Annotated in this window: 23 protein-coding genes; 10 read left to right on the forward strand and 13 right to left on the reverse strand. The window is 72.3% G+C overall.

The genetic code is table 11. The annotated features are described in order from the left end of the window. Positions 1 to 83: 83 nt before the first annotated feature. From ACI798_RS09495 to ACI798_RS09535, 9 genes are all read right to left on the reverse strand, one after another. Positions 84 to 1,193 (reverse strand): FAD-dependent oxidoreductase, encoded by a 1,110-nt coding sequence (locus ACI798_RS09495; protein ID WP_457047792.1) that lies wholly within the window; start codon positions 1,191 to 1,193, stop codon positions 84 to 86. Further along, positions 1,190 to 2,494 carry an FMN-binding glutamate synthase family protein gene (locus tag ACI798_RS09500; RefSeq protein WP_456941026.1) on the reverse strand — a complete coding sequence of 435 codons (1,305 nt, stop codon included), beginning with the start codon at positions 2,492 to 2,494 and terminating at the stop codon, positions 1,190 to 1,192. The genes ACI798_RS09495 and ACI798_RS09500 overlap by 4 nt, the downstream gene beginning before the upstream one ends. A 10-nt stretch (positions 2,495 to 2,504) precedes the next feature. Then, a complete protein-coding gene (locus tag ACI798_RS09505) occupies positions 2,505 to 3,236 on the reverse strand; it encodes a GltB/FmdC/FwdC-like GXGXG domain-containing protein (protein ID WP_456941025.1) in 732 nt (243 codons plus the stop codon). Then, positions 3,224 to 4,129: a hypothetical protein gene (locus tag ACI798_RS09510; protein WP_457047793.1), complete on the reverse strand. Its 906-nt coding sequence runs from the start codon at positions 4,127 to 4,129 to the stop codon at positions 3,224 to 3,226. Before ACI798_RS09510 ends, ACI798_RS09505 begins: the two co-directional genes overlap by 13 nt. 32 nt (positions 4,130 to 4,161) lie before the next feature. Beyond that, entirely contained in the window at positions 4,162 to 5,520 is a 1,359-nt protein-coding gene (gene glnT, locus ACI798_RS09515) for a type III glutamate--ammonia ligase (RefSeq protein WP_457047794.1), read from the reverse strand. A 199-nt stretch (positions 5,521 to 5,719) separates the two neighbouring features. Further along, positions 5,720 to 6,691, reverse strand: coding sequence for a heme-dependent oxidative N-demethylase family protein (locus tag ACI798_RS09520; protein WP_457047795.1), 972 nt, complete (start codon positions 6,689 to 6,691; stop codon positions 5,720 to 5,722). Next, positions 6,688 to 7,668, reverse strand: a complete 981-nt coding sequence (locus ACI798_RS09525; RefSeq protein ID WP_457047796.1) for a PDR/VanB family oxidoreductase — start codon at positions 7,666 to 7,668, stop codon at positions 6,688 to 6,690. Before ACI798_RS09525 ends, ACI798_RS09520 begins: the two co-directional genes overlap by 4 nt. Continuing rightward, a complete protein-coding gene (locus tag ACI798_RS09530; RefSeq protein WP_457047797.1) occupies positions 7,665 to 8,126 on the reverse strand; it encodes a dimethylamine monooxygenase subunit DmmA family protein in 462 nt (153 codons plus the stop codon). Before ACI798_RS09530 ends, ACI798_RS09525 begins: the two co-directional genes overlap by 4 nt. A 57-nt stretch (positions 8,127 to 8,183) precedes the next feature. Next, positions 8,184 to 8,540, reverse strand: a complete 357-nt coding sequence (locus ACI798_RS09535) for a cupin domain-containing protein (protein WP_457047798.1) — start codon at positions 8,538 to 8,540, stop codon at positions 8,184 to 8,186. 132 nt (positions 8,541 to 8,672) lie between these two features. Here ACI798_RS09535 and ACI798_RS09540 point away from each other — a divergent pair, with 132 nt between their 5' ends. After that, complete coding sequence (locus tag ACI798_RS09540; RefSeq protein ID WP_456941018.1) at positions 8,673 to 9,287, forward strand: helix-turn-helix domain-containing protein; 615 nt, start codon at positions 8,673 to 8,675, stop codon at positions 9,285 to 9,287. 70 nt (positions 9,288 to 9,357) lie between these two features. Here the strand turns inward: ACI798_RS09540 and ACI798_RS09545 are convergent, their stop codons facing one another. Then, complete coding sequence (locus ACI798_RS09545) at positions 9,358 to 10,719, reverse strand: ammonium transporter (RefSeq protein ID WP_457047799.1); 1,362 nt, start codon at positions 10,717 to 10,719, stop codon at positions 9,358 to 9,360. 583 nt (positions 10,720 to 11,302) lie between these two features. On the opposite strand from ACI798_RS09545, the gene ACI798_RS09550 reads away from it, so the two are divergent. After that, a complete protein-coding gene (locus ACI798_RS09550) occupies positions 11,303 to 11,842 on the forward strand; it encodes a tyrosine-type recombinase/integrase (protein ID WP_456941016.1) in 540 nt (179 codons plus the stop codon). 483 nt (positions 11,843 to 12,325) lie between these two features. Here the strand turns inward: ACI798_RS09550 and ACI798_RS09555 are convergent, their stop codons facing one another. After that, entirely contained in the window at positions 12,326 to 12,505 is a 180-nt protein-coding gene (locus tag ACI798_RS09555) for a hypothetical protein (protein WP_457047800.1), read from the reverse strand. Between the two features lie 286 nt (positions 12,506 to 12,791). Between ACI798_RS09555 and ACI798_RS09560 the strand changes: the two genes are divergently transcribed. After that, positions 12,792 to 13,094 carry an antibiotic biosynthesis monooxygenase family protein gene (locus ACI798_RS09560; protein ID WP_457047801.1) on the forward strand — a complete coding sequence of 101 codons (303 nt, stop codon included), beginning with the start codon at positions 12,792 to 12,794 and terminating at the stop codon, positions 13,092 to 13,094. 264 nt (positions 13,095 to 13,358) lie between these two features. Here ACI798_RS09560 and ACI798_RS09565 read toward each other — a convergent pair whose 3' ends face one another. Then, complete coding sequence (locus tag ACI798_RS09565; RefSeq protein ID WP_457047802.1) at positions 13,359 to 14,243, reverse strand: MBL fold metallo-hydrolase; 885 nt, start codon at positions 14,241 to 14,243, stop codon at positions 13,359 to 13,361. Between the two features lie 39 nt (positions 14,244 to 14,282). Next, positions 14,283 to 14,948 carry a GntR family transcriptional regulator gene (locus ACI798_RS09570; protein WP_456941013.1) on the reverse strand — a complete coding sequence of 222 codons (666 nt, stop codon included), beginning with the start codon at positions 14,946 to 14,948 and terminating at the stop codon, positions 14,283 to 14,285. Positions 14,949 to 15,206: 258 nt separating this feature from the next. Here ACI798_RS09570 and ACI798_RS09575 point away from each other — a divergent pair, with 258 nt between their 5' ends. The 7 genes from ACI798_RS09575 (at position 15,207) to ACI798_RS09605 (ending at position 22,081) form a co-directional block, all read left to right on the forward strand. Next, positions 15,207 to 16,997 (forward strand): PEP-utilizing enzyme, encoded by a 1,791-nt coding sequence (locus ACI798_RS09575; RefSeq protein WP_457047803.1) that lies wholly within the window; start codon positions 15,207 to 15,209, stop codon positions 16,995 to 16,997. Between the two features lie 12 nt (positions 16,998 to 17,009). After that, positions 17,010 to 17,888, forward strand: coding sequence for a PEP/pyruvate-binding domain-containing protein (locus ACI798_RS09580; protein WP_456941011.1), 879 nt, complete (start codon positions 17,010 to 17,012; stop codon positions 17,886 to 17,888). A 232-nt stretch (positions 17,889 to 18,120) separates the two neighbouring features. Further along, positions 18,121 to 18,969, forward strand: a complete 849-nt coding sequence (locus ACI798_RS09585; RefSeq protein WP_456941010.1) for a fumarylacetoacetate hydrolase family protein — start codon at positions 18,121 to 18,123, stop codon at positions 18,967 to 18,969. Position 18,970: 1 nt separating this feature from the next. Continuing rightward, complete coding sequence (locus tag ACI798_RS09590; protein ID WP_456858705.1) at positions 18,971 to 19,264, forward strand: putative quinol monooxygenase; 294 nt, start codon at positions 18,971 to 18,973, stop codon at positions 19,262 to 19,264. Then, the gene (locus tag ACI798_RS09595) at positions 19,257 to 19,946 is read left to right on the forward strand and encodes a histidine phosphatase family protein (RefSeq protein ID WP_457047804.1); all 690 of its coding nucleotides are present in this window, start codon (positions 19,257 to 19,259) and stop codon (positions 19,944 to 19,946) included. The genes ACI798_RS09590 and ACI798_RS09595 overlap by 8 nt, the downstream gene beginning before the upstream one ends. Positions 19,947 to 20,052: 106 nt before the next feature. Next, on the forward strand, positions 20,053 to 21,468 hold the full coding sequence (locus ACI798_RS09600) for an aldehyde dehydrogenase family protein (RefSeq protein WP_456941506.1): 1,416 nt from the start codon (positions 20,053 to 20,055) through the stop codon (positions 21,466 to 21,468). Between the two features lie 7 nt (positions 21,469 to 21,475). After that, positions 21,476 to 22,081: an adenylate kinase gene (locus tag ACI798_RS09605; RefSeq protein ID WP_457047805.1), complete on the forward strand. Its 606-nt coding sequence runs from the start codon at positions 21,476 to 21,478 to the stop codon at positions 22,079 to 22,081. Positions 22,082 to 22,086: the final 5 nt, after the last annotated feature.

Below are 22,086 nucleotides of genomic sequence, written 5' to 3' on the forward strand. Positions count from 1 at the left end.
GAGGAACAATGGTGGTCGGAACGGTGGTCGACCGCGTGCCACGGACATCACGAGAGCACGTCGTGCAGGAGCCTGGACCTCCGTCAGACGAGGGAGCGCACCCGGCTGAGCGCGAACCTCGGTTCCGCCTCCGCTTCACCGAGGGCGAGGTCGGCCGCGATCCTCCCGATCAGGGCGGCGAACTTGGCGCCGTGTCCGGAGCAGGGCGAGGCGACGACGACGGGGCCGATCCGGTCGAGCACGAAGTCCTCGTCCGGGGTGGCGGTGTACAGGCAGCTGCCCTGAGCGATCGGCTCCGGGTCCAGGCCGGGCAGCCACGCCCGGACGAACGCGGTCACCCGCTCGCGCGAGGCCGGGTCGATGACGCCGTCGCGGGTGGACGCCGTCGTGGGCCGGCCACCGTCGTGCTGGGCGACCTTCATCGCCGGGCGCGGGCCGCCGTCTGCCCCGGAGGGCAGGCCGAACAGCTGCAGGTCGCCCTTGTGCACGAAGGTCGGCCAGACGGCGGCGGGGTCGCGCTGCCGGAAGTGGAAGACCTGCTGCTGGGTCACCGTGAGCGGCGGCAGCGGGAGGCCGAGCGGCAGCTCCGGCAGCCACGGTCCGGCCGCGACGACGACGCTGCGCGCGCTCAGTTCCGGTCCGTCGGTGACCACGCGCGCGCCGTCCCCGTCCGGTGCGACGGCGAGCACCCGGGTGCGCTCGAGCACGGTGCCGCTGAGCTCGTGCACGCGCCGCACCCAGGCGGCGACCGCGGCGTCGGCGTCGAGCACCGCACCCTCGGGGTGGAACAACACGGGGCCGTCGAAGCGCATCCCCGGCCAGCGGGCCTCCGCCTCCCCCGCCGTCAGCAGCTCGTGGGACACCCCCTCGGCGGCCATCAGCCGGGCCAGTCCCACGGGGTCGCGGCGGGCGCCGGTGTCGAGGCCGCCGGTGGTGCGCAGCAGCGCTGTCCCGGTGTCGTCCTGGGCGTCGGCCCAGGCGCCGTACGCGCGGCCGGTCAGCCGCACCCAGAACGGGTCGGCGTAGGCCCGGCGCACGATGCGCGAGGTGCCGTGCGAGCTGCCGTGGACGTGCCCGGCGTCGAAGGCCTCGACCAGCGCCACGGAGACCCCGCGCCGGGCCAGCTGCCACGCCGTCGCCGAGCCCACGAGGCCGGCGCCGACGACGGCGACGTCGACCCGCAGGTCGCTCACAGCCCGCCCTGCCCGGGGATCCAGGACGTGCCGGCCAGCGGCACGCGGGCCATCGCGGCGGCCTCGATGGTGAGCGCCACCAGGTCCTCGGGCTCCAGCGAGTGCAGGTGCGCCTTGCCGCAGGCGCGGGCGATGACCTGGGCCTCCATCGTCATCACGCGGATGAAGTTGGCCAGCCGCCGGCCGCCGACGACCGGGTCGAGGCGGGCCGCGAGCTCCTCGTCCTGGGTGGTGATGCCGGCCGGGTCGCGGCCGGCCTGCCAGTCGTCGTAGAACCCGGCCGCCGAGCCCAGCGCCCGGTACTCCTCGTCGAGGTGTGGCGCGTTGTCGCCCAGGGCGACGAGCGCCGCGGTCCCGATCGCGACGGCGTCGGCCCCGAGCGCCATGCACTTGGCGAGGTCGGCGCCGTTGCGGATCCCGCCGGACACGACCAGCTGGACCTGCCGGTGCAACCCCTCCTCCTGCAGCGCCTGCACCGCCTGCGGGAGGGCCGCCAGCGTCGGGATGCCGACGTGCTCGATGAACACCTCCTGCGTTGCCGCGGTGCCGCCCTGCATGCCGTCGAGCACGATGACGTCGGCGCCGGCCTTCGCCGCCAGCTTCACGTCGTAGTAGGTGCGGCTGGCGCCGATCTTGACGTAGATCGGCTTCTCCCAGTCGGTGATCTCCCGGAGTTCACCGATCTTGATCTCCAGGTCGTCGGGGCCGGTCCAGTCCGGGTGACGGCAGGCGCTGCGCTGGTCGACGCCCATCGGCAGGGTGCGCATGCCGGCCACGCGCTCGGTGATCTTCTGGCCGAGCAGCATCCCGCCGCCGCCGGGCTTGGCGCCCTGGCCGAGGACGACCTCGATGGCGTCGGCGGCCCGCAGGTGGTCGGGGTTCATGCCGTAGCGGGAGGGCAGGTACTGGTAGACGAGGTGCTTGGACTGGCCGCGCTCCTCCGGTGTCATGCCGCCGTCGCCGGTGGTGGTGCTCGTCCCGACCTCGCTGGCGCCGCGGCCCAGCGCCTCCTTCGCCCGGCCCGACAGCGCGCCGAAGCTCATCCCGGCGACGGTCACCGGGGTGGCCAGGTGCAGCGGGTAGGTGGCGTGGCGGTTCCCGAGGACGACGTCGGTGTCGCAGCGCTCCCGGTACCCCTCCAGCGGGTAGCGGGACATGCTGGCGCCGAGGAAGAGCAGGTCGTCGAAGTGCGGCACCCTGCGCTTGGCGCCGCCGCCGCGGATGTCGTAGATGCCGGTCTCGGCAGCACGCTGGATCTCGGCGATGGTGGCGCGGTCGAAGGTCGCGGACTCGCGGAGCATGGGGGTCTCCTCAGTACGCCGAGGCGTTGTCGACGTGGAAGTTGTAGAGACGGCGGGCCGAGCCGTAGCGCCGGAAGTCCCGCGGGTCGGCGTCGATGCCGGCCGCATGGAGCAGGCCGGTGAGCTCGGCCAGGTGCTCGGGTCGCACCTCCTTCTCCACGCAGTCCGCGCCGAGGCTCCTGACCGATCCGGCCACGTAGACCCGGGCCTCGTAGAGGGAGTCGCCGAGCGCGTCGCCGGCATCGCCGCACACGACCAGCCGCCCGGCCTGTCCCATGAAGGCGCTCATGTGCCCGACGTCGCCGCCGACGACGATGTCCACGCCCTTCATCGAGATCCCGCAGCGGGCCGACGCCGAGCCCTCGACGACCAGCAGGCCGCCGTGCGCCGTCGCCCCGGCCGACTGGGAGGCGTTGCCGCGGACCCGCACCGTGCCGCTCATCATGTTCTCGGCGACCCCGACCCCGGCGTTGCCCTCGACGGTCACCGTCGCGAGCTGGTTCATCCCGGCGCAGTAGTAGCCGACGTGTCCCTCGATGCGGACGTCGACCGCCGCGTCGAGCCCGACGGCGATGTTGTGCCGCCCGGCGGGTGAGGTGACCCGCCAGGCGGACGCCTTGTCCGCGACGTCCGGGGCGTGCAGGGCGGCGTTGAGCTCGCGCACCCCGGTGAGGGACAGGTCGACGACGGCGGGCTCCACCGCGGTGTCCGCCGTGCCGTGGGTCGTGCTCAGCGCTGCCATGCGTAGACCTCTTCCGGCTCGGGCTCGAAGATGCGGGCGGCCTCGACGCCGGGCAGGCCGGCCAGGGCGCGGTACTCCGACGCCATGGCGACCCACTGCGGGGTCTCGGCGACGACGGCGGGTTTGCAGGCGATGGCGTCGCGGACGACGGCGAAGCTGTCGCGGGTGCTGACCAGCAGCGTGTAGAAGCCGTCGAAGCGCTCGCACAGCAGCTCCAGCGACTTCTCCACGTCGTAGCCGGCGGCCAGCTGGGCGGCGACGAAGCGGGCGCCGACCTCGGAGTCGTTGTCGCTGTCGAAGACCGCGCCCGCGGCGCGCAGCTCGCGGCGGATGGTGGCGTGGTTGGCGAAGGAGCCGTTGTGCACCAGGCACTGGTCGGCCCCCACGGAGAAGGGGTGGCAGTGCGCCGGGGTGACCGCCGACTCCGTGGCCATCCGGGTGTGCGCCACGCCCTGCCAGCCCTGCGCGGCCGCCAGGCCGAACTCGGCGGCCAGGGCCTGCGGGTGCCCGACGCCCTTGAGGACGGCGACCTCCTCGCCGGCGCCGATGACCACGGCACCCGGGACGGTCTCGCGGACGGCGGCGGCGAGGGCTCCGGGGTCGGTCGCCGCGTGGACGACCAGCGTCTGGCCGGCGTCCACCACCTCGGCTGTGTCCAGACCCGGCCACCCGGCGGCGCGGACGGCGGTGGCGACGTCGTCGGCGGTCCGGTCACCGGTGAGCAGCGAGACCGACGCCGCGCCCGGCGGCGACCAGCGCGGGTCGCCGTAGACGGCGACCCCGGCGGAGTCCGGACCGCGCTCGGTGACCTGGCAGAGCATGCCGGTCAGCAGCTCTCCGAGCCGGGGGTACAGGGAGGGCTCCCGCAGGTGGAGCCCGACGATCCCGCACATCGCAGGACGGTTCCTCTCGTCGGTCGGTCGGGTCAGAACGCGGTCACGTAGCGGTCGACCTCCCAGGGGGTCACCTGCCCGTGCCACTCGAAGAACTCCTCGCGCTTGAGGCCGGCGAAGTACTCGCAGACACCGGGCCCGGCCGCGTCCAGGGCCGCGGCGACCACCGGGTCGGCCTGCAGCGCCTCGACGGCGTGCAGCAGCGTCGGCGGCAGCGGGCTGCTGGTGGTGGCGCCGGGCTCGCCGGGGTCCAGGCCGCGGCGGATCCCGTCGAGGCCGGCGGCCAGCGCGGCCGCCGCGGCCAGGTAGGGGTTGGCCGAGCCGTCACCGCCGCGCAACTCCACGCGGTTGCCGTCGGGGACGCGGAGCAGGTGGGTGCGGTCGTTGCCGCCGTAGGACGCCGTGCGCGGGGACCAGGTCGCGCCGGACCGGGTGGAGCTGGCGCCGGTGCGCTTGTAGGCGTTCACCGTCGGGGCGAGCACCGCCTGCAGGCCGCAGGCGTGCTCGATCAGGCCGGCCACGAAGGAGTAGGCCAGCGGGGACAGGCCCAGGCCGCGGGCGTCGGCGGGGTCCGGGAACGCCGGCTCGCCGTCCCGCCACAGCGACAGGTGCATGTGCAGCCCGCTGCCGGTCCGGTCGGTGAAGGGCTTGCCCATGAAGGTGGCGGTCATGCCGCGCTGCTCGGCGAGCACCGACAGCAGGTAGCGCAGGGTGACCACCCGGTCGGCGGTGGTCAGCGCGTCGGCGTAGGCGAAGTTCTGCTCGAACTGGCCGTTGCCGTCCTCGTGGTCGTTGGCGTAGTTGCCCCAGCCGAGGGAGTTGATCGCCTTGGACACCTCGGTCAGGTGGTCGTACATGCGGGTCAGCCCGCGGGCGTCGTAGCAGGGCCGGGCCGCGGTGTCCTTCGGATCGGCGGGCCGCAGCGCGCCGTCCGGGCCGCGCTCGACGAGGAAGTACTCGACCTCGGCACCGACCTTGAGCTCCAGGCCCAGCTCGGCGGCGCGGGCCAGCTGCGCCTTGAGCAGCACCCGGGGCGCGTACGGCCAGGGCCGACCCTCCACGTGCGGGTCGCAGTGCACGATCGCCAGTCCCGGCCGGATGAAGGGCACCGGCATGTAGGACGAGGGGTCGGGGACGGCCATCAGGTCGGGGTCCCTCGGCTCCTGCCCCATCGCGCCGACCGCGTAGCCGGCGAAACCCACGCCCTCGGTCTCCAGCTCCTCGACCGCCTCGACCGGCACCAGCTTGGCGCAGGGCTTGCCGGTGAGGTCGACGAACAGCGCCATGACGAACTCGATCCCGTCGGCGCGGGCGCGGCGCGCCAGCTCTCCTCCGGTGGCCAGCTCGACTGGCGCCGGCGGGGCCTCGGGGCGGGTGGCGGTGAGCGACACGGGTCCTCCCGGGTGGTCGAGGTGTTCACTGCTGTGAACCTCTGTCGCCCCGGAGTGAACAGGGTGCGTGTTTCCGCGACGTGACCGTCCGGGGAGATCCCTGTTTCCTCCTGTGCCCTGGCGCCGGGCACCCGGGCCACGCGGCGGCGGCCCGCCGTCCCCGGGGAGGACGACGGGCCGCCGGGCGCGCCGGTGCCGGTCAGCCGCCGGCCAGCCAGGCGGCCGCGGCGTGCCGGTAGCGCTCGATGCCCTTGTAGGCGGCCATGTCGTCGGGCAGCTCGGCGAGCACGGCGGCCGTCCTCCGCCGCCACTCGGGGACGGCCGCGAGCTCGCGGAGGGACAGCAGGTGGGTGCGGATGAGGAAGCAGACGGCGTTCGAGACGCCCAGGCGCAGCAGGTGCTGCACCTCCACCCGCAGGTGCAGCCGGTCGGGCAGCGCTGGGTCGTCGACCACGAGTCGCCTCTCCCGGCCCCACACCGGGTAGGTCTCCGTGGAGGTGTCCAGGCGCCGGTCCACGGTCATCGTCCAGTTGGTCCGGCGGTAGGCGTCGCCGGGCTGCAGGCGCATGAGGAACTGCTCGGCGCGGGCGACGACGCCGGTCTCGTGGACCCGCGGCACCGGCCCGTGGACCTCCAGGAAGCGCATGCCGACGTCGAAACCCAGGGACCAGTCGGCGGCGAAGGTGACCAGCCCGGCGTCGGCCCACAGCGAGCCCTCGCGCTGGTCGAGCAGGACGACGTCCTCCTGCACCTGGCTGCCGAGGAAGGCCAGCGGGCCGCCGGGCAGGGAGTCGTCGTCACCGAGGACGAAGGACGACGACGTCCCGAGCAGGTCGTTGCGCCAGTGCCACCGGTCGCCGCGCCGGTGCAGCGCCATCACGTCGGGACGGGTGGCCGCGAGCTCCGCCAGCAGCGTGGCCAGCGCGTCCCAGGCGGCGACGCGCATGTGCGACAGCTGGGCGCACCGGGAGGGATCGGCGGCCAGCACGTCCCGGCGGACCGCGAGCTCGAGCGCGTAGTCGTCGTCGACGTCGATCACGTGCTCGCCCCAGGTGCCCGCGGCGGTCCCCACCGGGCGGCGGGCCGGCTCGACGTTGGTCGCGTAGCGGTAGGCGTCGGCCGGGAAGGGGAACGGGAAGCGGGACACCCGTGGCGGCAGCGTCGTGGTCACAGGTCCAGCTCCAGGTCGTCGTCGAGGCTGCGCGAGACGCAGCACATGACCGCGTCGCCGGCGGCGCGCTCGGTCTCGGACAGGTACAGGTCGCGGTGCAGCGGCCGGCCGGAGACGACGGGGACCCGGCATTCACCGCACACGCCCTGGCGGCACATGCTCGGGACGGCGACGCCGGCACCCTCCAGTGCCGCGAGCAGGCTGGTGCCCGCGGGCACCGGCACCCGCAGGCCGGACCGGGTCAGGTGCGCGGTGAACGGCTCCCCCGGGTCGAGGTCGGCGGCGCTGAACCGCTCGGCGTGCACCCGGTCGGACGGCCAGCCCAGCTCCTCGGCGGTCCGCTCGACGAACTCGAGGAGCGGCGCGGGGCCGCAGACGTACACGTGCGTGCCGACCGGGCGGTCGGCGAGCGCCGCGGCGACGGCGTCGAGCATCGCCGGCGTGGACTCGTGCACAGTGAGGCGGTCCCCGCACAGGGCCGCCAGCTCCTCGCGGTGGGCGCCCGCTCCGGGCCGGTGGCCGTAGACCAGCTCGAAGGAGCGCCCCCAGCGGACCGCGGCCCGGGCGTGGGACAGCATCGGGGTGATCCCGATGCCCCCGGCGACCAGCACGTGGTGCCGCGCGGTGGCGACCGGGGCGAAGGCGCTGCGCGGCCGGGAGACGGCCACCCGGTCGCCGACGGCGAGACCGTGCACGAAGGCGGAGCCGCCCCGGCCCCCGGGGCACAGCAGCACCGAGATCCGGTACTCCTCCTCCGGCAGCCCGTCCCCGGTGAGCGAGTAGGCGTTGCGCCGCTCCCCGCAGGTGAGCACCACGTGGCTGCCGGGCGCGTACCCGGGGAGCGGATCGCCGTCCGGGTGCCGCAGGACGAGCGTCCGGATGCCGGGTGCGGCATCGGCGAGCGCGACGACCTCGAGCCGCAGCGGCGCGGCGTCCCCCGGTGCCGCCGTCGCCGGCGCGGGCAGGACGGCGGTCACGCGACCTCCTCCGCGTCGGCCATGAAGCCCAGGTAGGTGCCGGTGCGCCGGGAGACGTGCGCGTAGACGTGCAGCCGGCGGGCGCAGCCCCGGCAGGGGACCTCGGCGCCGACCGGGACCTCCGCCTCGGTCGTGACGCCGCAGTGCGGGCAGGCGACCCGCCTGCGGTCCGCGCCGGTCACCGCCGTCCGGAGCTCGGCGTCGAGGAGACCCAGGCCGGTGGCCACGGCCCGGGCGGCCAGGACGTCGACCTCGGGTCCGGCCAGCATGAGGCGCCAGCCGACCCGGGCGCCGCCCACCTGCTCGGCGAGCGCCGTCAGCGTGACGTCGTCGGCCCGCTCGGCGACGTGGCTCCAGACCACCCGCCCGGCCGGCGTGGCGGCGAGCCAGTCCGCGACGATCTCCCGCCCGCGGTCCCCGAAGCCCAGCACGGAGACGGTGCGGCCGGCGGGGTCCACCGGCGGCACGCTCGCCGGCCAGCTCGGGACGCTCGTGTGTTCGGCTCCCACGGCCGGTCAGGGGGCGAAGGAGCGGTGGCCGGTGTAGAAGCCCAGCGCCCGATCCGGCGTCTCGAAGCGGATCCGCGAGCCGCCGGGGAAGAACAGGACGTCCTTCGGCCGCGCGACGACCTGCTGACCGGAGTCGAGGTCGGTGAGGTGGAACTCGCCCTCGACGACGACCTTCATCTCGTCGTAGGTGTACTCGTAGTCCAGCGGCGCGCCGGCGAAGAGCTCGAAGAAGCCGCTGCACATCGCCGCCCCGCCGGGATTGGCGAAGACGTCGCCGATGTGGGCGCGGACGCCGTCCACCTCCATGCTCGGCAGCCCGAGCGAGCCTCCGGTGACGTGGCCGATGGTGCCGGTGACGGGCACGGGTCCTCCTGGGGGGTCGTCCACTGAAGTGAAACGAAGGCTACGAGCGGTGGACCCTCCTTCGGGTTACCCGTCCGTTACGTTCTGGTCGCCGGGCGGTTCGGACGTGCGCACGCGACCTAGGCTCGCCGGGTGGAGGTCTCCCCCGGTCCCGGCGCGCACGACGACGCGCCGAGCGGTCATCTCGAGGACGTCATCGCACTGCGCGTGCGGGAGTTCCGGCTCGCGCAGGGCATCTCGCTGGCGGAACTGGCCCGACTGACCGGCATGAGCAAGGCCATGCTGTCCAAGATCGAGAACGCGCAGACCTCCTGCAGCCTGTCCAGCCTCGCCCGCCTCGCCGAGGCGCTCGCCGTGCCGGTCACCGCACTGTTCCGGGGCCTCGACGCCGAGCGGGAGGCCGTCTTCACACCCGCCGGACACGGATCGCAGATCGTCCGCCGCGGCAGCAACGTCGGCCACCTCTACCAGCTGCTGGGGTCCCTGCGGGGCGAGCACAAGCGGCTCGAGCCGCTCCTGGTCACCCTCACCGAGGCCAGCGAGGTGTTCCCCTTGTTCCAGCACCCGGGGACGGAGTTCCTGCACATGCTGGAGGGGGTCCTGGTCTACGGGCACGGCGAGGCGCGGTACGAGATGCGCGCCGGGGACTCCCTCGTCTTCGACGGCGAGGGGCCGCACGGCCCGGTCGAGCTCGTCGAGCTGCCGGTCCGCTTCCTCAGCGTCACGGCCTACGGCCACCTGACCTGATACTCCTCACCCCCGACCCACCGGAGGCCGGTCCCGCGGCGCGGGACCGGCCTCCGTCGTCCGTGGACGGTCAGTGCGGCGTGCCACTCCCGGTGCGCGGGGCCGGCGCGGAGCCCGCGACCAGCCGCTCGGCCGAGGCGACGACGGCCTCGGGGGTCGGGCCGCTCCCGGGGGTGTGCACGGCGCCCTCGAGGTCGTAGGCGACCTCGGCGTGCTCGGTCAGGTCGAGACCGGCCGACTCGCCCTCCTTCGACACCCGCAGGCCCACCGTGTGCTTGACGGCCAGGGCGATCAGCAGGCTGATGACGAAGGAGTAGGCGACGACCGCCACGACGGCGACGGCCTGCGTGCCGAGGAGCCCCAGCCCGCCGCCGTAGAACAGGCCGGCCCGACCACTGGGCGCCTCGGCGGAACCGAACAGGCCGACCAGCAGGGTGCCGACGACGCCGCCGACGAGGTGGACGCCGACCACGTCCAGGGCGTCGTCGTAGCCGAAGCGGTACTTCAGCGCGATGGCCAGCGGGCAGACCGCACCGGCGACGGCGCCCACGGCCAGGGCGCCGAGCGGCGTGACGGCGCCGCAGGCCGGGGTGATGGCCACCAGCCCGGCGATGGCGCCGGACATCCCGCCGAGGGTGGTGGCGTGACCGTCGCGCAGCCGCTCCACCAGGAGCCAGGCGAGGATCGCCGCGCAGGTGGCGTTGAACGTCGTGAGCATGACGACCGAGGCGCTGTTGCCCGCAGCCAGGGCCGACCCGCCGTTGAAGCCGAACCACCCGAACCACAGGATGCCGGCACCGAGGGCGACGAGGGGCAGGTTGTTCGGCCGGGCCTGCCGGGGCCAGCCGGTGCGCCTGCCGACCACCAGCACCAGGGCCAGGGCGGCCACGCCCGCGTTGATGTGGACGGCCGTGCCGCCGGCGAAGTCCACCGCGCCGAGCGTGTTGGCGATCCAACCGCCCTGGACGCTGCCGTCGGCGGAGTCGAAGGCGAACACCCAGTGCGCGACCGGGAAGTACACCAGCGCCGCCCAGAGCCCGGTGAACAGCAACCACGGGCCGAACCGGACGCGGTCGGACACCGCGCCGGCGATGAGAGCGGTCGTGATGACCGCGAACAGCGCCTGGAACACCGCCACCAGGGCCGGCGGCAGGGCGGCCGTCTCGTCACCGGCCACGAGGTCACCGAGACCCAGGTACTCGGTGACGTCCCCCAGCAGACCCAGGCCGCCGTAGCTGTCCCCGAAGACCGCGGAGAAGCCGAAGAGGGTCCACAGGACGCCGACGACCGCGACGGCCCCGAACACCATCATGATCATGTTCAGGACCGAGCGGGACCCGACCATGCCGCCGTAGAAGAGCGCGAGGCCCGGGACCATGAGCGCGACCGCCATCGTGGCCGCGAGGATGAATGCAGTGCTGCCGACGTCCACGGCACACCTTTCGTCTACTGACAGTGGTCACTGTTCGGCAGCAGTAGACGACCCGCGTGTTGCCTCCGCAGTCACCCGCAGATGACTTCCACGTGACATGAACAGCGCCCGGGCGCCACGCATCTCGTCAGCTGCACGCACGGCCAAGCGGTGTCGACCGAGACCTCGCGCAGCACTGCAGGACCGCCGGACGAAGTGCCACAGCTCATGCACTCGGAGTCCCGGACGTCGGTGTGACGGGTTACCGGAGACCGGGGAGCAGGGTCAGCGGGCACGGGGCACAGCGGCCGCCGCGCCGACCGAGAGCGACGCCGGGAGCGCGAACAGCGGAGACACCAGGAGGCGCAGGCATCGGGCGAGGAGTCCGGTGCGAGCCGGCAGACGGGAGAGCACCTGACCACGGACGACGGGCCGCCGCGACGACCTGCGGCTGGTGCGGGGGGCCGATCACCCCGGGGAGCCGGGGACCGATCCCCGCGTGGTGCTCACCGACCTGCCGCCACCGCGCGTGGGAACGGAGCTGTGGGAACGGAGCCGAGCCGCGGCCTCCGGCCGGTCCGCGGTCCAGGTGGTCGAGCGACAGGTGCAGATCCGGGTCCGCTCGGCCCCGACCCGCCGGGACCGGCCGGTCGTGCTCACCGAGCTCGCCCGGCAGCTCGACGACGGTCGCATCCACGGCCGCGACCTCCCCGGCCCCGCCCGAGATCTGGGGCCCGTGCTGCAGGCGTACCGGCGGCGGGCACGCGGGACCGGAGCTCCCGAGCTGGCTGGAGCTCCGCCTCCAGGCCTTCTCCAGCAGCCGCGGACGGGTCAGCAGCGCCGTTCACCAGACGGGCGGGAGTCGCCGCCGACGCAACGGGAGAACGGCGAGCCCTGCGACCCCCGCGACGCCCTGCGCGCACTCGAGGTCGCCGCCACACGGGCCGGGATCCCGCACGCCGGGCTGCACGCCCTCCGGCACTCGGCCGCCAGCGTGATGCCGAGCCACGGCGTCCCGCTCGAGGTGGTGTCGGAGATCCTCGGCCACGCGTCGATCGCCATCACCGGCGACGTCCACGGACACGTCGCACCCGACGTCTCGCGCGAGGCGATGGACGTCCTCAGCGCTGCCTTCGGCGGGTGAGGGTGGCCTGATGGTGGTCAAGGAGGTGGTCAACCGCCCCGCGGAAGCAGTCAGGGGCCGTGTCCGGATCCCTCCGGACACGGCCCCTGAGCTGCGGTTCCCCGCTGTCGGCCTGACAGGATCTGAACCTGCGACCCCTTGACCCCCAGTCACGTTCGGGCCATTCGCTCACATCCGCGCACGTGCCATACGTGCAGGTCAGGGACTCAGAGCGTGCGCCGCCGTCCGCCGGCAGTCGTGGCCGTTCAGCGCGCGTTGCTGTACCCGTTGCTGTACTTTTCCCCCGCAGCCGGGCGTGTCATCCACGTGCAACCGGCACTGGTACCCCTTCATGGGCGAGCTGACCGTGCGCGCGGGGTCGGCCGTGCCCCAAGGTCTCCTTCAGCAGAAGCACTGCTGCTGCACAAAACCGAAGCGTAGGAGTGGCACGACGACGCCGGCGATCTCCGGTCCAGTCACAGCGACACACTCGCCGATGGCCGGTCAGACGATGCGCAGATCGACGTGCACGTCCTGGCGGGCCGCGTGGGTCATGGCGACGACCAACTCGAGTGCCATCTCCTCGAGGTCCTCGAACCTGTCGGCCTCGGTGGTACCGACACCCGGCACGTCGATCACCCAGTGGTCGCCCTCGCTGATGGCGGTCGCGGTGAAGTCGGCCATCCGTCCTCCCGATCGCTCCCAGCGGCCGGTGCGACCGGGGTGTCGCGTCAGCTGACCGCCAACCGCCCGCGTCGTCCGGGCAGCCGGAGCCCGCACGGGCCGAGCTCGTGTCGAGGCGGAACCCGGCCGCCGACCCCGCCCGCCCAGTGGACAGCGTGACGCCCCGCGGCCGGAACCCCGCCGGCCCCGGGACGGCGGTGATCCCTGGCGCCAGGGTTTCACCGCCCGACCCACGGACACCAGAGGACCTGCAGGAGCGGATCCTCCGGCGAGGGAGCGGACGATGATGACCGTGCTCACCACCAGCACGCTGCGGCCCGGAGGTCAGCAGGAGTGGGACGCAGTGATGCGGGATCGCCTCGAGGCCGCACGACGCATGCCGGGCTGGGTCTCCGGCCAGGTGCTGATCCCCGAGGACGACCCGCTGTCGCGGGTGATCGTCGGCACCTGGAACAGCCGCGAGGACTGGATGGCCTGGCACGACGATCCGGCGTTCCTCGACAAGCGCACGGTGCTCGAGGGCCTGGAATCAGCGCCCAACGTGACCCGGTGGTTCTCCGTCGTGGCCGATGCCGGGGTGGGCGGCTGACCGACCTGCCCGTGGGCTCGGGATCGGTCCGCCTCTCGCTGGGTCGCGCTGCCCGTCTCGGCGGCAGCTGCGCCCTCGCCCGTCACCGATGACGGCCGCTCCACCCCTCAGCGCGAGGCCGGGCCGGCCAGACGAAGAGCGCCTCGCCTCCCCAGGCGACGACCACCGCAGGACCGGCAGGCTCCTGATGGGCCCTCATCGCGGCCACCACGTCAGGGCCGCTGGAGCGCTCGGGACGGCGCGGCCGCCACACGGCGTCGGGCCTCAGCTGCTGCGGGGAGGGACCGGTGCGGCCCGGCGGGCGGTGAACCTGTCGAACAGCGAGCCGGCGTTGAGGGTCTCGACGTACTCGAGCATGTACTCCTGGCCGACGTCGACCGGGCCGAGCTTCGAGAACTTGACCCGTTCCTGGGTCTCCTCCTTGCTCCAGCCGGCGGCCACGCCCTCGGCGACAGCCGCCTTCCAGCTGAGGAGAGCGGCGCGCTGCCGATCCACGTAGGAGAGATCGGTGACGGGACCGTGCCCGGGGACGACGGTGTCGACGTCGAGCGACCGGATGATCTCGAGCGAGTTCAGCCACTCATCCACGTCGCTGGTCATCAGCCACGTCTGGCACTCGCAGAAGACGCTGTCGCCGGTGAAGACCATCCGCTCCTGCGGCACGTACACCGCGAGCTGACCGGGGGTGTGCCCGGGCGTGTGGAGCAGGTGGAAGTCGTGGTCCCCGACGCGCAGCGACAGGTCGCCGGTGAAGACGATCTGACCCTTGTTCGGGTCCTCGTAGTACTCGTCCCGGTCCGGGAACAGCGCGATGCCGTCCGGGTCGTCGGTGGCCAGGGCCTCGCGGGCGTACTCGAACGGGTCCAGCTCCGGATACACCGTCATGAAGTTGTCGTAGAGCCCCTTGTGGTTGACCACCGTGCCGGCGCCGCGGAAGTACCAGTTGCCGAAGATGTGGTCGACGTGGTGCTCGGTGTTGATCAGGTACTGGATGTCGCCGAACGTCTCGACGAAGCGGCGCATCTCCACGGCCCGGGTCGGCAGCTGCGGCGTGTCGATGACCACCGGACCGGCCGAGGTCACCACGAAGCTGGGGTTGCACCCCCGCACCTTGGTCTCGGTGAACACGCGGTCGTTGAGCTGCTGCATCGGAGTCTCCGTATAGCTCGGTCAGTGCGGGCGGAGGGGTCAGCTGTCCTGGGGCGTGTGTGCGCGGTTCAGCAGAGAAACGCCGAAGAACTCGATGTGCGCGCGCATCTCCTTGCCGGCCAGATCCGGGTCACGGAACTGGACGGCCATCAGCACGGGGCGGTGGAGCTCGGCGATGGCGTGCAGGTCGGAGTGCCCGCGCAGCACGCTGACCACGGTTCGGGCCTCGACCCGCAGCGAGCGCCACACCTCGAGGAGCACTTGATTCCCCGCCGCTTCGACGATGATCTCGTGGAAGCGGGTGTCGTGGACCAGTAGCGCATGCAGGTCACCGGCGTCAGCGGCATGGCGCATGCCGGTCAGCTCGTCCTCCAGCGCACCCACGTGGTCCTCTGTGATCCGGGTCGCAGCCTCCCGGCCGGCGACCTCCTCCAAGGCGGCCCGCACGGGATAGATCTGGCCCAGCTCCTCCACGGTCACTTCACGGACGCGGGCGCCCTTGTGCGGCTGCGACTCGATGAAGCGCATCGCTTCGAGATCCCGCAGCGCCTCACGAACGGGCGCCTGGCTGACACCGAACTCCGCCGCCAGCACGCTCTCCTTGACGCGGTCGCCCGGGCCGTAGGTGCCATCGAGGATGCGCTCGACGATCAGGTCCTTGATCTGGTCGCGCAGGACGCCGTCGCGGCGAAGTGGCCGATCCACTCGTTCTCCCTCGGATGAGGACCGCCCCAGGCGGCCCGCTTGATTATCGATAGTACGGCCTGATTATGTGCTGTCAACCACAGTGATCGATCGTTCACCACCCGTGAGATGCCGCCCAAGTCACGAAAACCCGGCTCGGAGGGTTGACGTGCGTCACACTGCCCTGCCAGATTATCGATAGTTCGGCCGTTCGCCCCGCTGGGTGAGAGCCGACGTACGCCCCCCACACATCTCCCAACGACCACGACCGGAGTGGGCATGAGCGACAACGTCTTGGCGACCTTCTTCGGGGACGACGAGTTCCCGGTGCAGTGGGAGGCCGGCCAGAAGGACCTGTTCTGGGTGCATGACGACCTCCACATCCCCAACCCCGTCTCCCCCATGTACGCAGACATCGGCGGCTGGTGGCTGAAGTGCGACTACATGTTCCGGCGCTTCGGTACCCCGTTCGCCTCTGACTGGATTTCCAAGATCGTCAACGGCTACGTCTACACCGCGGCCATCCCGGCCACCCCGGGCCTCTCGGCCGAGGCGTCCGAGTACGGCGCCCGCTACACGCCCCGGGTCCCCCTGGACCCGGAGGACCCGGCCGAGCTGGGCGGCTACATGGGTTGGACGCTGCCGTACTACGCCGAGAACTTCCTCGGCTGGTGGCGCGACCGGTTGCGGCCGGAGATGGAGCGCAACTTCGTGCGCTTCGACGAGTACGACTACGACGGGGCCAGCCTCGTCGAGCTCGCGATCCTGCTCGAGGACGCGATCGACATGCACGACCGGCACTGGTCCATCCACTGGGTGCTGAACTTCGCCCAGTTCTCCTCCACGCTGGCGCTCAACGCCGCGATCGCGGCGGCCAAGGGCGACGGCGACCACTCGGCGCTGATGGGCCGGCTCCAGAGCTCCACCGAGAACCGCAACTGGGACTCCATCGACGAGCTCTGGAAGATCAAGGAGTGGGTGAAGAACGAGCAGGGCGAGGTCGCCAAGGCCTTCACCAAGCCCACCGCCGTCGACGTGATCCGCGCCCTGGAGGGCACGGAGGCCGGGCGGACGTTCCTCTCAGAGCACATCGAGCCGTACCAGAAGGTCTTCGGGTACAAGTCGATGTACGCCCACGAGTTCTCGTTCAAGACGTGGCGCGAGAACCCGGCGCCGATCGTCGAGGCCGTGCGCGGCTACCTGGAGTCCGACTACGACTACCCGGCCGAGCTCAGGGCAGTGGCCGAGGACCTGGAGAGGGCGAAGGGCGAGGTCTTCGAGGGCGTGGAACCCGGCCCGGCCCGCGACGAGCTGGAGCGGGCGCTCGACCTGAGCCTGCGGATGAACCCGCTCACCCCTGACCACCACTTCTACATCGACCAGGGCACCAACGCTCGGGTCCGGCTCGTGCTCATCGCGATCGGGAAGAAGCTGGTCGGCGACGGCAAGCTCGACGATGCCGAGGACGTCATGTACCTCAAGTACAACGAGTTGCGCCGTCTGATGGCCGGCACCAACTCCTTCGACGCCCAGGAACTGGTCGGCGACCGCCGCGACGCCCGCGAGGACGCCTACGAGCTGCGGCCGCGCGACTGGGTCGGCACGGCCACCGAAGAGGCCGTCGCCTTCCCGTACCTGTCGCTGTGGGCGTTCCCGGAGAAGCTCAACCGGCCGGCGCCGAGCCACGAGGGCGAGATCCCAGGGCTCCCGGCCTCGGCCGGCGTCGTCGAGGGAACCGCCCGCGTCGTGCTCTCCCAGGAGCAGTTCAGCGAAGTCCAGCCCGACGAGATCGTGGTCTGCCGGATGACGAGCCCGTCCTGGGTCGTGCTGTTCACCAAGATCTCCGGTCTGGTCACCGACGCCGGCGGCATGGCGTCGCACCCCGCCGTGGTCTCGCGAGAGTTCGGGATCCCCGCGGTCGTCGGCACCTCCGACGCCACCCGCCGGATCAAGACCGGTGACCGCGTGCGGGTCAACGGCTCCACCGGCCGGGTCGAGATCGTGTCCGACGCCCCCGCCATTCCGGCCCCGGCCCAGGCCCCGGCCCCGGCCCCGGCCCCGGCCCTCTGAGAGGTGAGCCCGATGACCGCGATCCTCCCGCCCCCGACCGCCGAGGAGCACGCCGCCGTGTCGACGCACGAGCAGCCGCTCGTCCTGCCGTTCAGCGATCCCCGGTGCCAGGTGGTGGAGCTGACCGGCGGCAAGGGCGCCAGCCTGGCGACCATGACCGCCGAGGAACTCCCCGTCCCGCCCGGCTTCGTGATCACCTCGGCGGCCTTCGCCGCCGCGGTGGACGAGGAGGCCCTCCGGGACGCGATGCTCCGCAAGGACGTGGAGGCCGCGAGGTCCCTCGTCGCCGCGGCGAAGCCTCCGCGCGAGCTGATCGAACGTGAGTACGCCAAGCTGCAGGGTCTGGTCGCGGTCCGGTCGTCGGCCTGTGCCGAGGACTCCGAGGGCGCCAGCTACGCCGGCCAACAGGAGACGTTCCTCAACACCGAAGGCTTCGACGCGGTGCTGCACAACGTCGTCGAGTGCTGGCTGTCCTTCTTCACCGACCGCGCCGTCTTCTACCGGCAGGAGAAGGGGTCGCTGGAGGACGTCGCCATGGCCGTCGTCGTCCAGCAGATGATCGACAGCCAGAAGTCCGGGGTCATGTTCACCATCGACCCCGTGCACGGCCGCCGGGACCGCATGGTCGTCGAGGCCGCCCGAGGGCTCGGCGAGGCCGTGGTCTCCGGGGAGGTGACCCCGGACAACTACACGCTCTCCCGGCAGGGGGTCGTGAAGAGGGCCAAGGTGGTCGACGCCGAGCGGGTGCTCTCCGACGAAGAGTGCGTCGCCCTGGCCGAGATGGGCCAGAAGCTCGCCGAGCTGCACGGTGTCCCCCAGGACATCGAGTGGGCCTTCGACGCGGCGGGCGACCTCTTCCTGTTGCAGTCCCGCCCCATCACCACGGTCTGAGCGGGCCTTCCGGCCGGGCACGGCGCCGCACCTCGCCGCGCCCGGCCGGGCTGTCCACCGCACGCGAACCTCGATCAGGAGCCGCAGACGTGACCTCAGCCGCCGCTCCACCCGGCTGCCTCTCGCCCCGGAACGGGTGCTCGATCGCGCGAAGGACCCCGCGTCGTCCAGGTCTGCGACCGGCACCACGCCTGCAAGTGACGATCATCGACGCGGTCCAGGAGGTCGGCTCGTGAAGTACGTGACCTACGCAGCTCCCGACGGCACCAGCCGCGTCGGACGACTGGACGGCGACGAGGTCCTCGACATCGGCTTCGACGGCGACATGATCGCCTTCATCGAGGCCGGCGCGCCGATCGGCACAGAACGGCCGGCGCCGGACGCTCGCCTGCTGGCGCCGCTGCAGCCCCGGTCGTTCCGGGACTTCCTCGCCTTCGAGGGGCACCTGAAGAACGCGTTCAAGAACCTCGGCCGCGACATCCCCGCCGAGTGGTACGAAGTGCCCGCCTTCTACCGCAGCGTCGGCAGCACCGTCACCGGACCAGACACGGAACTGGCCTGGCCCTCCTACACCGAGCAGCTGGACCACGAGCTGGAACTCGCCGCGGTGATCGGCCGTCCGTGCAAAGACGTTCCCGCCAGCGAGGCGCTGGACTACGTCTTCGGGTTCACGATCTGGAACGACATGTCCGCCCGCGACGTCCAACGCCGCGAGCTACCGGTCGGCATGGGTCCGGCCAAGGCCAAGGAGTGGGACGGCTCCAACGTCCTCGGCCCGTGCATCGTCACCCCCGACGAGATCGACCTCGCCACCCTCGAACTCGAGGTACGGGTCAACGGAGAGCGCTGGGGCGGAGACACCACCGCCGCCATGCACCACAGCTTCGGTGACCTCATCGCCTACGCCGCCCAGGACCAGACCCTGCTGCCCGGTGAGGTGCTGGGCTCCGGCACCGCCACCGGCGGCTCCGGGCTGGAACTGGACCGCTGGCTACAGCCGGGAGACGTCATCGAGATGGAAGCCGGCCCCATCGGCGTCCTGCGCAACACCGTCGGAACACCCCATCGGAAGGACAACTGACATGGCGTTCGTCGTCGCAGCCACCTGGAAGGCCAAGCCCGGAGAGGCCAAGCGGGTCACCGACGTGATCAAGAAGATGACGCCGCTGTCGCGTGCCGAGCCGGGGAACGTCTTCTACCAGGCGCAGGTCAACCCGGAGGACCCCGAGACCTTTTTCCTCTACGAGCAGTACACCGACGCGCAGGCCTACGAGGACCACAAGAACACGCCGCACTTCCAGGAGAACGTGTTCGGCTACATCATCGAGTACCTGGCCGAGCGCAGCGTCAAGACGTACGAAACGATCGATGTCTGAGCCGTCCGGCCCCGACGTCGCTGTGGCGCACCGGCTCCTGCTGGTGCGCCACAGCGAGATCGCTTCGCACCGGGGGGACGTCCCGCTCACGGACAACGGGGTGGAGATCGCCCGGCAGGTCGGCCGTGACCTCGGCAAGGAGAGGCCGGCTTTCCGTGTCCTGACCGGCGGGACGTTGCGTACCCGGCAGACCGCCGAGGCCGTGGCCGAGGGGGCGCGGAGCGAGGGGGCGGAGGTCGAGGGACCTCGCGTGGCCTTCGCGCTGCGCAATCCCGACATCTACGTGGCAGGCGAACGGGTCGACATGGTGAGCAGCGCCGGTGCCCTCGCCGAGCAGGTTCCCGGCATGACCGAGGACCAGGCGGCGTCGAACCTGTTCTTCTCCGGGTTCTTCGACCACCCCGACCGGATCGGCTGGTGGCTGCGGCTACCGAACGTCCCCGGTGACGACGCGACGACTCTCGCCCGCCGCATCGACGCGTTCGCCGGCAGCCTGGCCGACCCAGGCGGCCCCACCGGTGGGCTCACCGTCGCGGTGACGCACTCCCCCGTGCTGCGCGCCTGCGCGCTGGCCCACCTCGGCGACGACCCCGGGGAGCCGCCGTGGGTGGGTGGCCTGGAGTACGCCGTCCTTCCCGACAGGTCGCTGCGGGTCAGCGCCTTCGCCATCGAACGCACCTGACGCCGATCGACTGACGGCCTCCGTCCTCACCGACGTGCTCGTCCTCGACTGAGCCATCGGCCGGCTCGACAACCGCCGCTGACCCACGACCAGCTAGGAGCTGCACATGCCTTCCACCGTCACCACGGTCGACCCGGCCACCGGCGAGCCACTGACGAGCTACCCCGGCTCCGACGTCGACGAGGTCCTCGCCGTCCTCGGCTCGGTGGCTGAGACGCAAGCCTCCTGGGCCGCGACCCCGGTGGAACAGAGAGCCGAGATCATCCGTGCGATCGGCGCTCAGCTGCGCAAGGACGTCGAGGAGCTCGCCGCCCTCATGACCGCCGAGATGGGCAAGCCGATCGCCGAGGCGCGCGCCGAAGTGGAGAAGTCGGCCACGGCGTGCGACTACTACGCCGACCACGGACCCGCTGCGCTGGCTCCAGTCGAGGTCGACACCGGCGACCAGCGCAGCTGGGTCGCGCACGAGCCCCTGGGCGTGGTCCTGGCCGTCATGCCCTGGAACTTCCCCTTCTGGCAGGTGCTCCGCTTCGCCGCGCCGACCCTGCTGGCGGGCAACACGGCGATCCTGAAGCACTCCCCCAACGTCACCGGCTGCGCGCTCGCCATCGAACGCGCCTTCCGGGACGCCGGCCTCCCCGAGAACGTGTTCCGCAGCATCGTCGTCGCCGAGGAGGACGTCCCCGCGGTCAGCCAGGCGCTGATCGAGGACGACCGGATCGCCGCGGTCAGCCTCACCGGCAGCGAGCGGGCCGGCTCGGCCGTCGCTGCCGCCGCCGGCCGGGCGATCAAGAAGAGCCTGCTGGAACTCGGCGGCTCCGACCCCTTCGTCGTCCTCGACGACGCCGACCTCGACCTCGCCGTCGCCGCCGCGGTCAAGAGCCGCTTCATCAACGGTGGGCAGAGCTGCCTGGCCGCCAAGCGGTTCGTCGTCCACCATGGGGTCGCCGCCGAATTCAGCCGCCGGTTCGCCGAGGCGGCGACCGAGCTGACCGTCGGACCGCCCACCGACCCGACCACGACCATCGGCCCCATGGCGCGAGCGGACCTGGTCGACGGGCTGGAGCGGCAGGTCCGCGAGTCGGTGGACGCCGGGGCCACGCTGCTGACCGGTGGTGAGCGGCTCGACCGACCGGGCGCCTGGTTCCCACCGACCGTCCTCGCCGACGTCACGCCGGAGATGCCCGTGATGGCCGAGGAGACCTTCGGACCGGTGGCCGCGGTCGTCGCGGTCGCCGACGACGACGAAGCAGCCCGCATCGCCAACACCACCCGCTACGGGCTGGCGGCCAGCGTCTGGAGCACGGACACCGAGCGCGCACTGTCCGTGGGACGGCGCATCACCTCCGGCGCGCTGTTCGTCAACGCCGTCGTCGCGTCCGACCCCCGCCTGCCGTTCGGCGGCACGAAGCGCAGCGGCTACGGCCGAGAACTCGGCGAGGCAGGCGCGATCGAGTTCACCAACGCCCGCACCTACGTCATCGGCTCGGGCGTGCTGCCCAGCGGCCCGCCCACGGAATGAGGTCCTGATGCGCGTCGTCCTGCTGGGCCCGCCGGGTGCGGGCAAGGGAACCCAGGCCCAGATCATCGCCGGGAGACTCGGTGTCCCGGCCATCTCCACCGGGGACATCTTCCGGGCCAACGTCAGCAACGGCACCGACCTCGGCCGGCAGGCCAAGGCCTTCATGGATGCCGGGGACCTGGTGCCGGACGAGATCACCGTCGCCATGGTGCTGGCTCGACTGGCCGAGACCGACGCCACCGGAGGCTTCCTCCTCGACGGCTTCCCGCGCTCCATCCCGCAGGCGGAGCGCCTGGACGAGGCGTTGGCCGAGCGGGGCCAGCGGCTCGACATCGTCCTGGAGCTCGTCGTCGACGAAGAGGAGGTCGTCCGCCGCCTCTCCGGTCGCCGGCTGCTGGTCGACGGCGAGTGGGTCGCGCGCGAGGACGACGAGCCCGAGACGGTCCGCCGCCGTCTGCAGGTGTACCGGGACCTCACGGCGCCGCTCACCGCCTTCTACGCCGCCGCGGGCCTGCTCCGTCGAATCGACGCCATCGGGGAGATCGACGAGGTGACCAAGCGGGCATGCGCCGCACTCGGTCCCAGCCCGGTCTCCACCATCAGTCATCCCTGACCAGT

It is taken from the genome of Geodermatophilus sp. SYSU D01045, assembly GCF_054050295.1.

Coding starts and splice junctions, on each gene's coding strand:
- ACI798_RS09500 (WP_456941026.1), bottom strand. CDS start 2,494: ATGCTCCGCGAGTCCGCGACCTTCGACCGCGCCACCATCGCCGAGATC.
- ACI798_RS09505 (WP_456941025.1), bottom strand. CDS start 3,236: ATGGCAGCGCTGAGCACGACCCACGGCACGGCGGACACCGCGGTGGAG.
- ACI798_RS09510 (WP_457047793.1), bottom strand. CDS start 4,129: ATGTGCGGGATCGTCGGGCTCCACCTGCGGGAGCCCTCCCTGTACCCC.
- ACI798_RS09555 (WP_457047800.1), bottom strand. CDS start 12,505: ATGGCCGACTTCACCGCGACCGCCATCAGCGAGGGCGACCACTGGGTG.
- ACI798_RS09560 (WP_457047801.1), top strand. CDS start 12,792: ATGACCGTGCTCACCACCAGCACGCTGCGGCCCGGAGGTCAGCAGGAG.
- ACI798_RS09565 (WP_457047802.1), bottom strand. CDS start 14,243: ATGCAGCAGCTCAACGACCGCGTGTTCACCGAGACCAAGGTGCGGGGG.
- ACI798_RS09575 (WP_457047803.1), top strand. CDS start 15,207: ATGAGCGACAACGTCTTGGCGACCTTCTTCGGGGACGACGAGTTCCCG.
- ACI798_RS09580 (WP_456941011.1), top strand. CDS start 17,010: ATGACCGCGATCCTCCCGCCCCCGACCGCCGAGGAGCACGCCGCCGTG.
- ACI798_RS09590 (WP_456858705.1), top strand. CDS start 18,971: ATGGCGTTCGTCGTCGCAGCCACCTGGAAGGCCAAGCCCGGAGAGGCC.
- ACI798_RS09595 (WP_457047804.1), top strand. CDS start 19,257: ATGTCTGAGCCGTCCGGCCCCGACGTCGCTGTGGCGCACCGGCTCCTG.
- ACI798_RS09600 (WP_456941506.1), top strand. CDS start 20,053: ATGCCTTCCACCGTCACCACGGTCGACCCGGCCACCGGCGAGCCACTG.
- ACI798_RS09605 (WP_457047805.1), top strand. CDS start 21,476: ATGCGCGTCGTCCTGCTGGGCCCGCCGGGTGCGGGCAAGGGAACCCAG.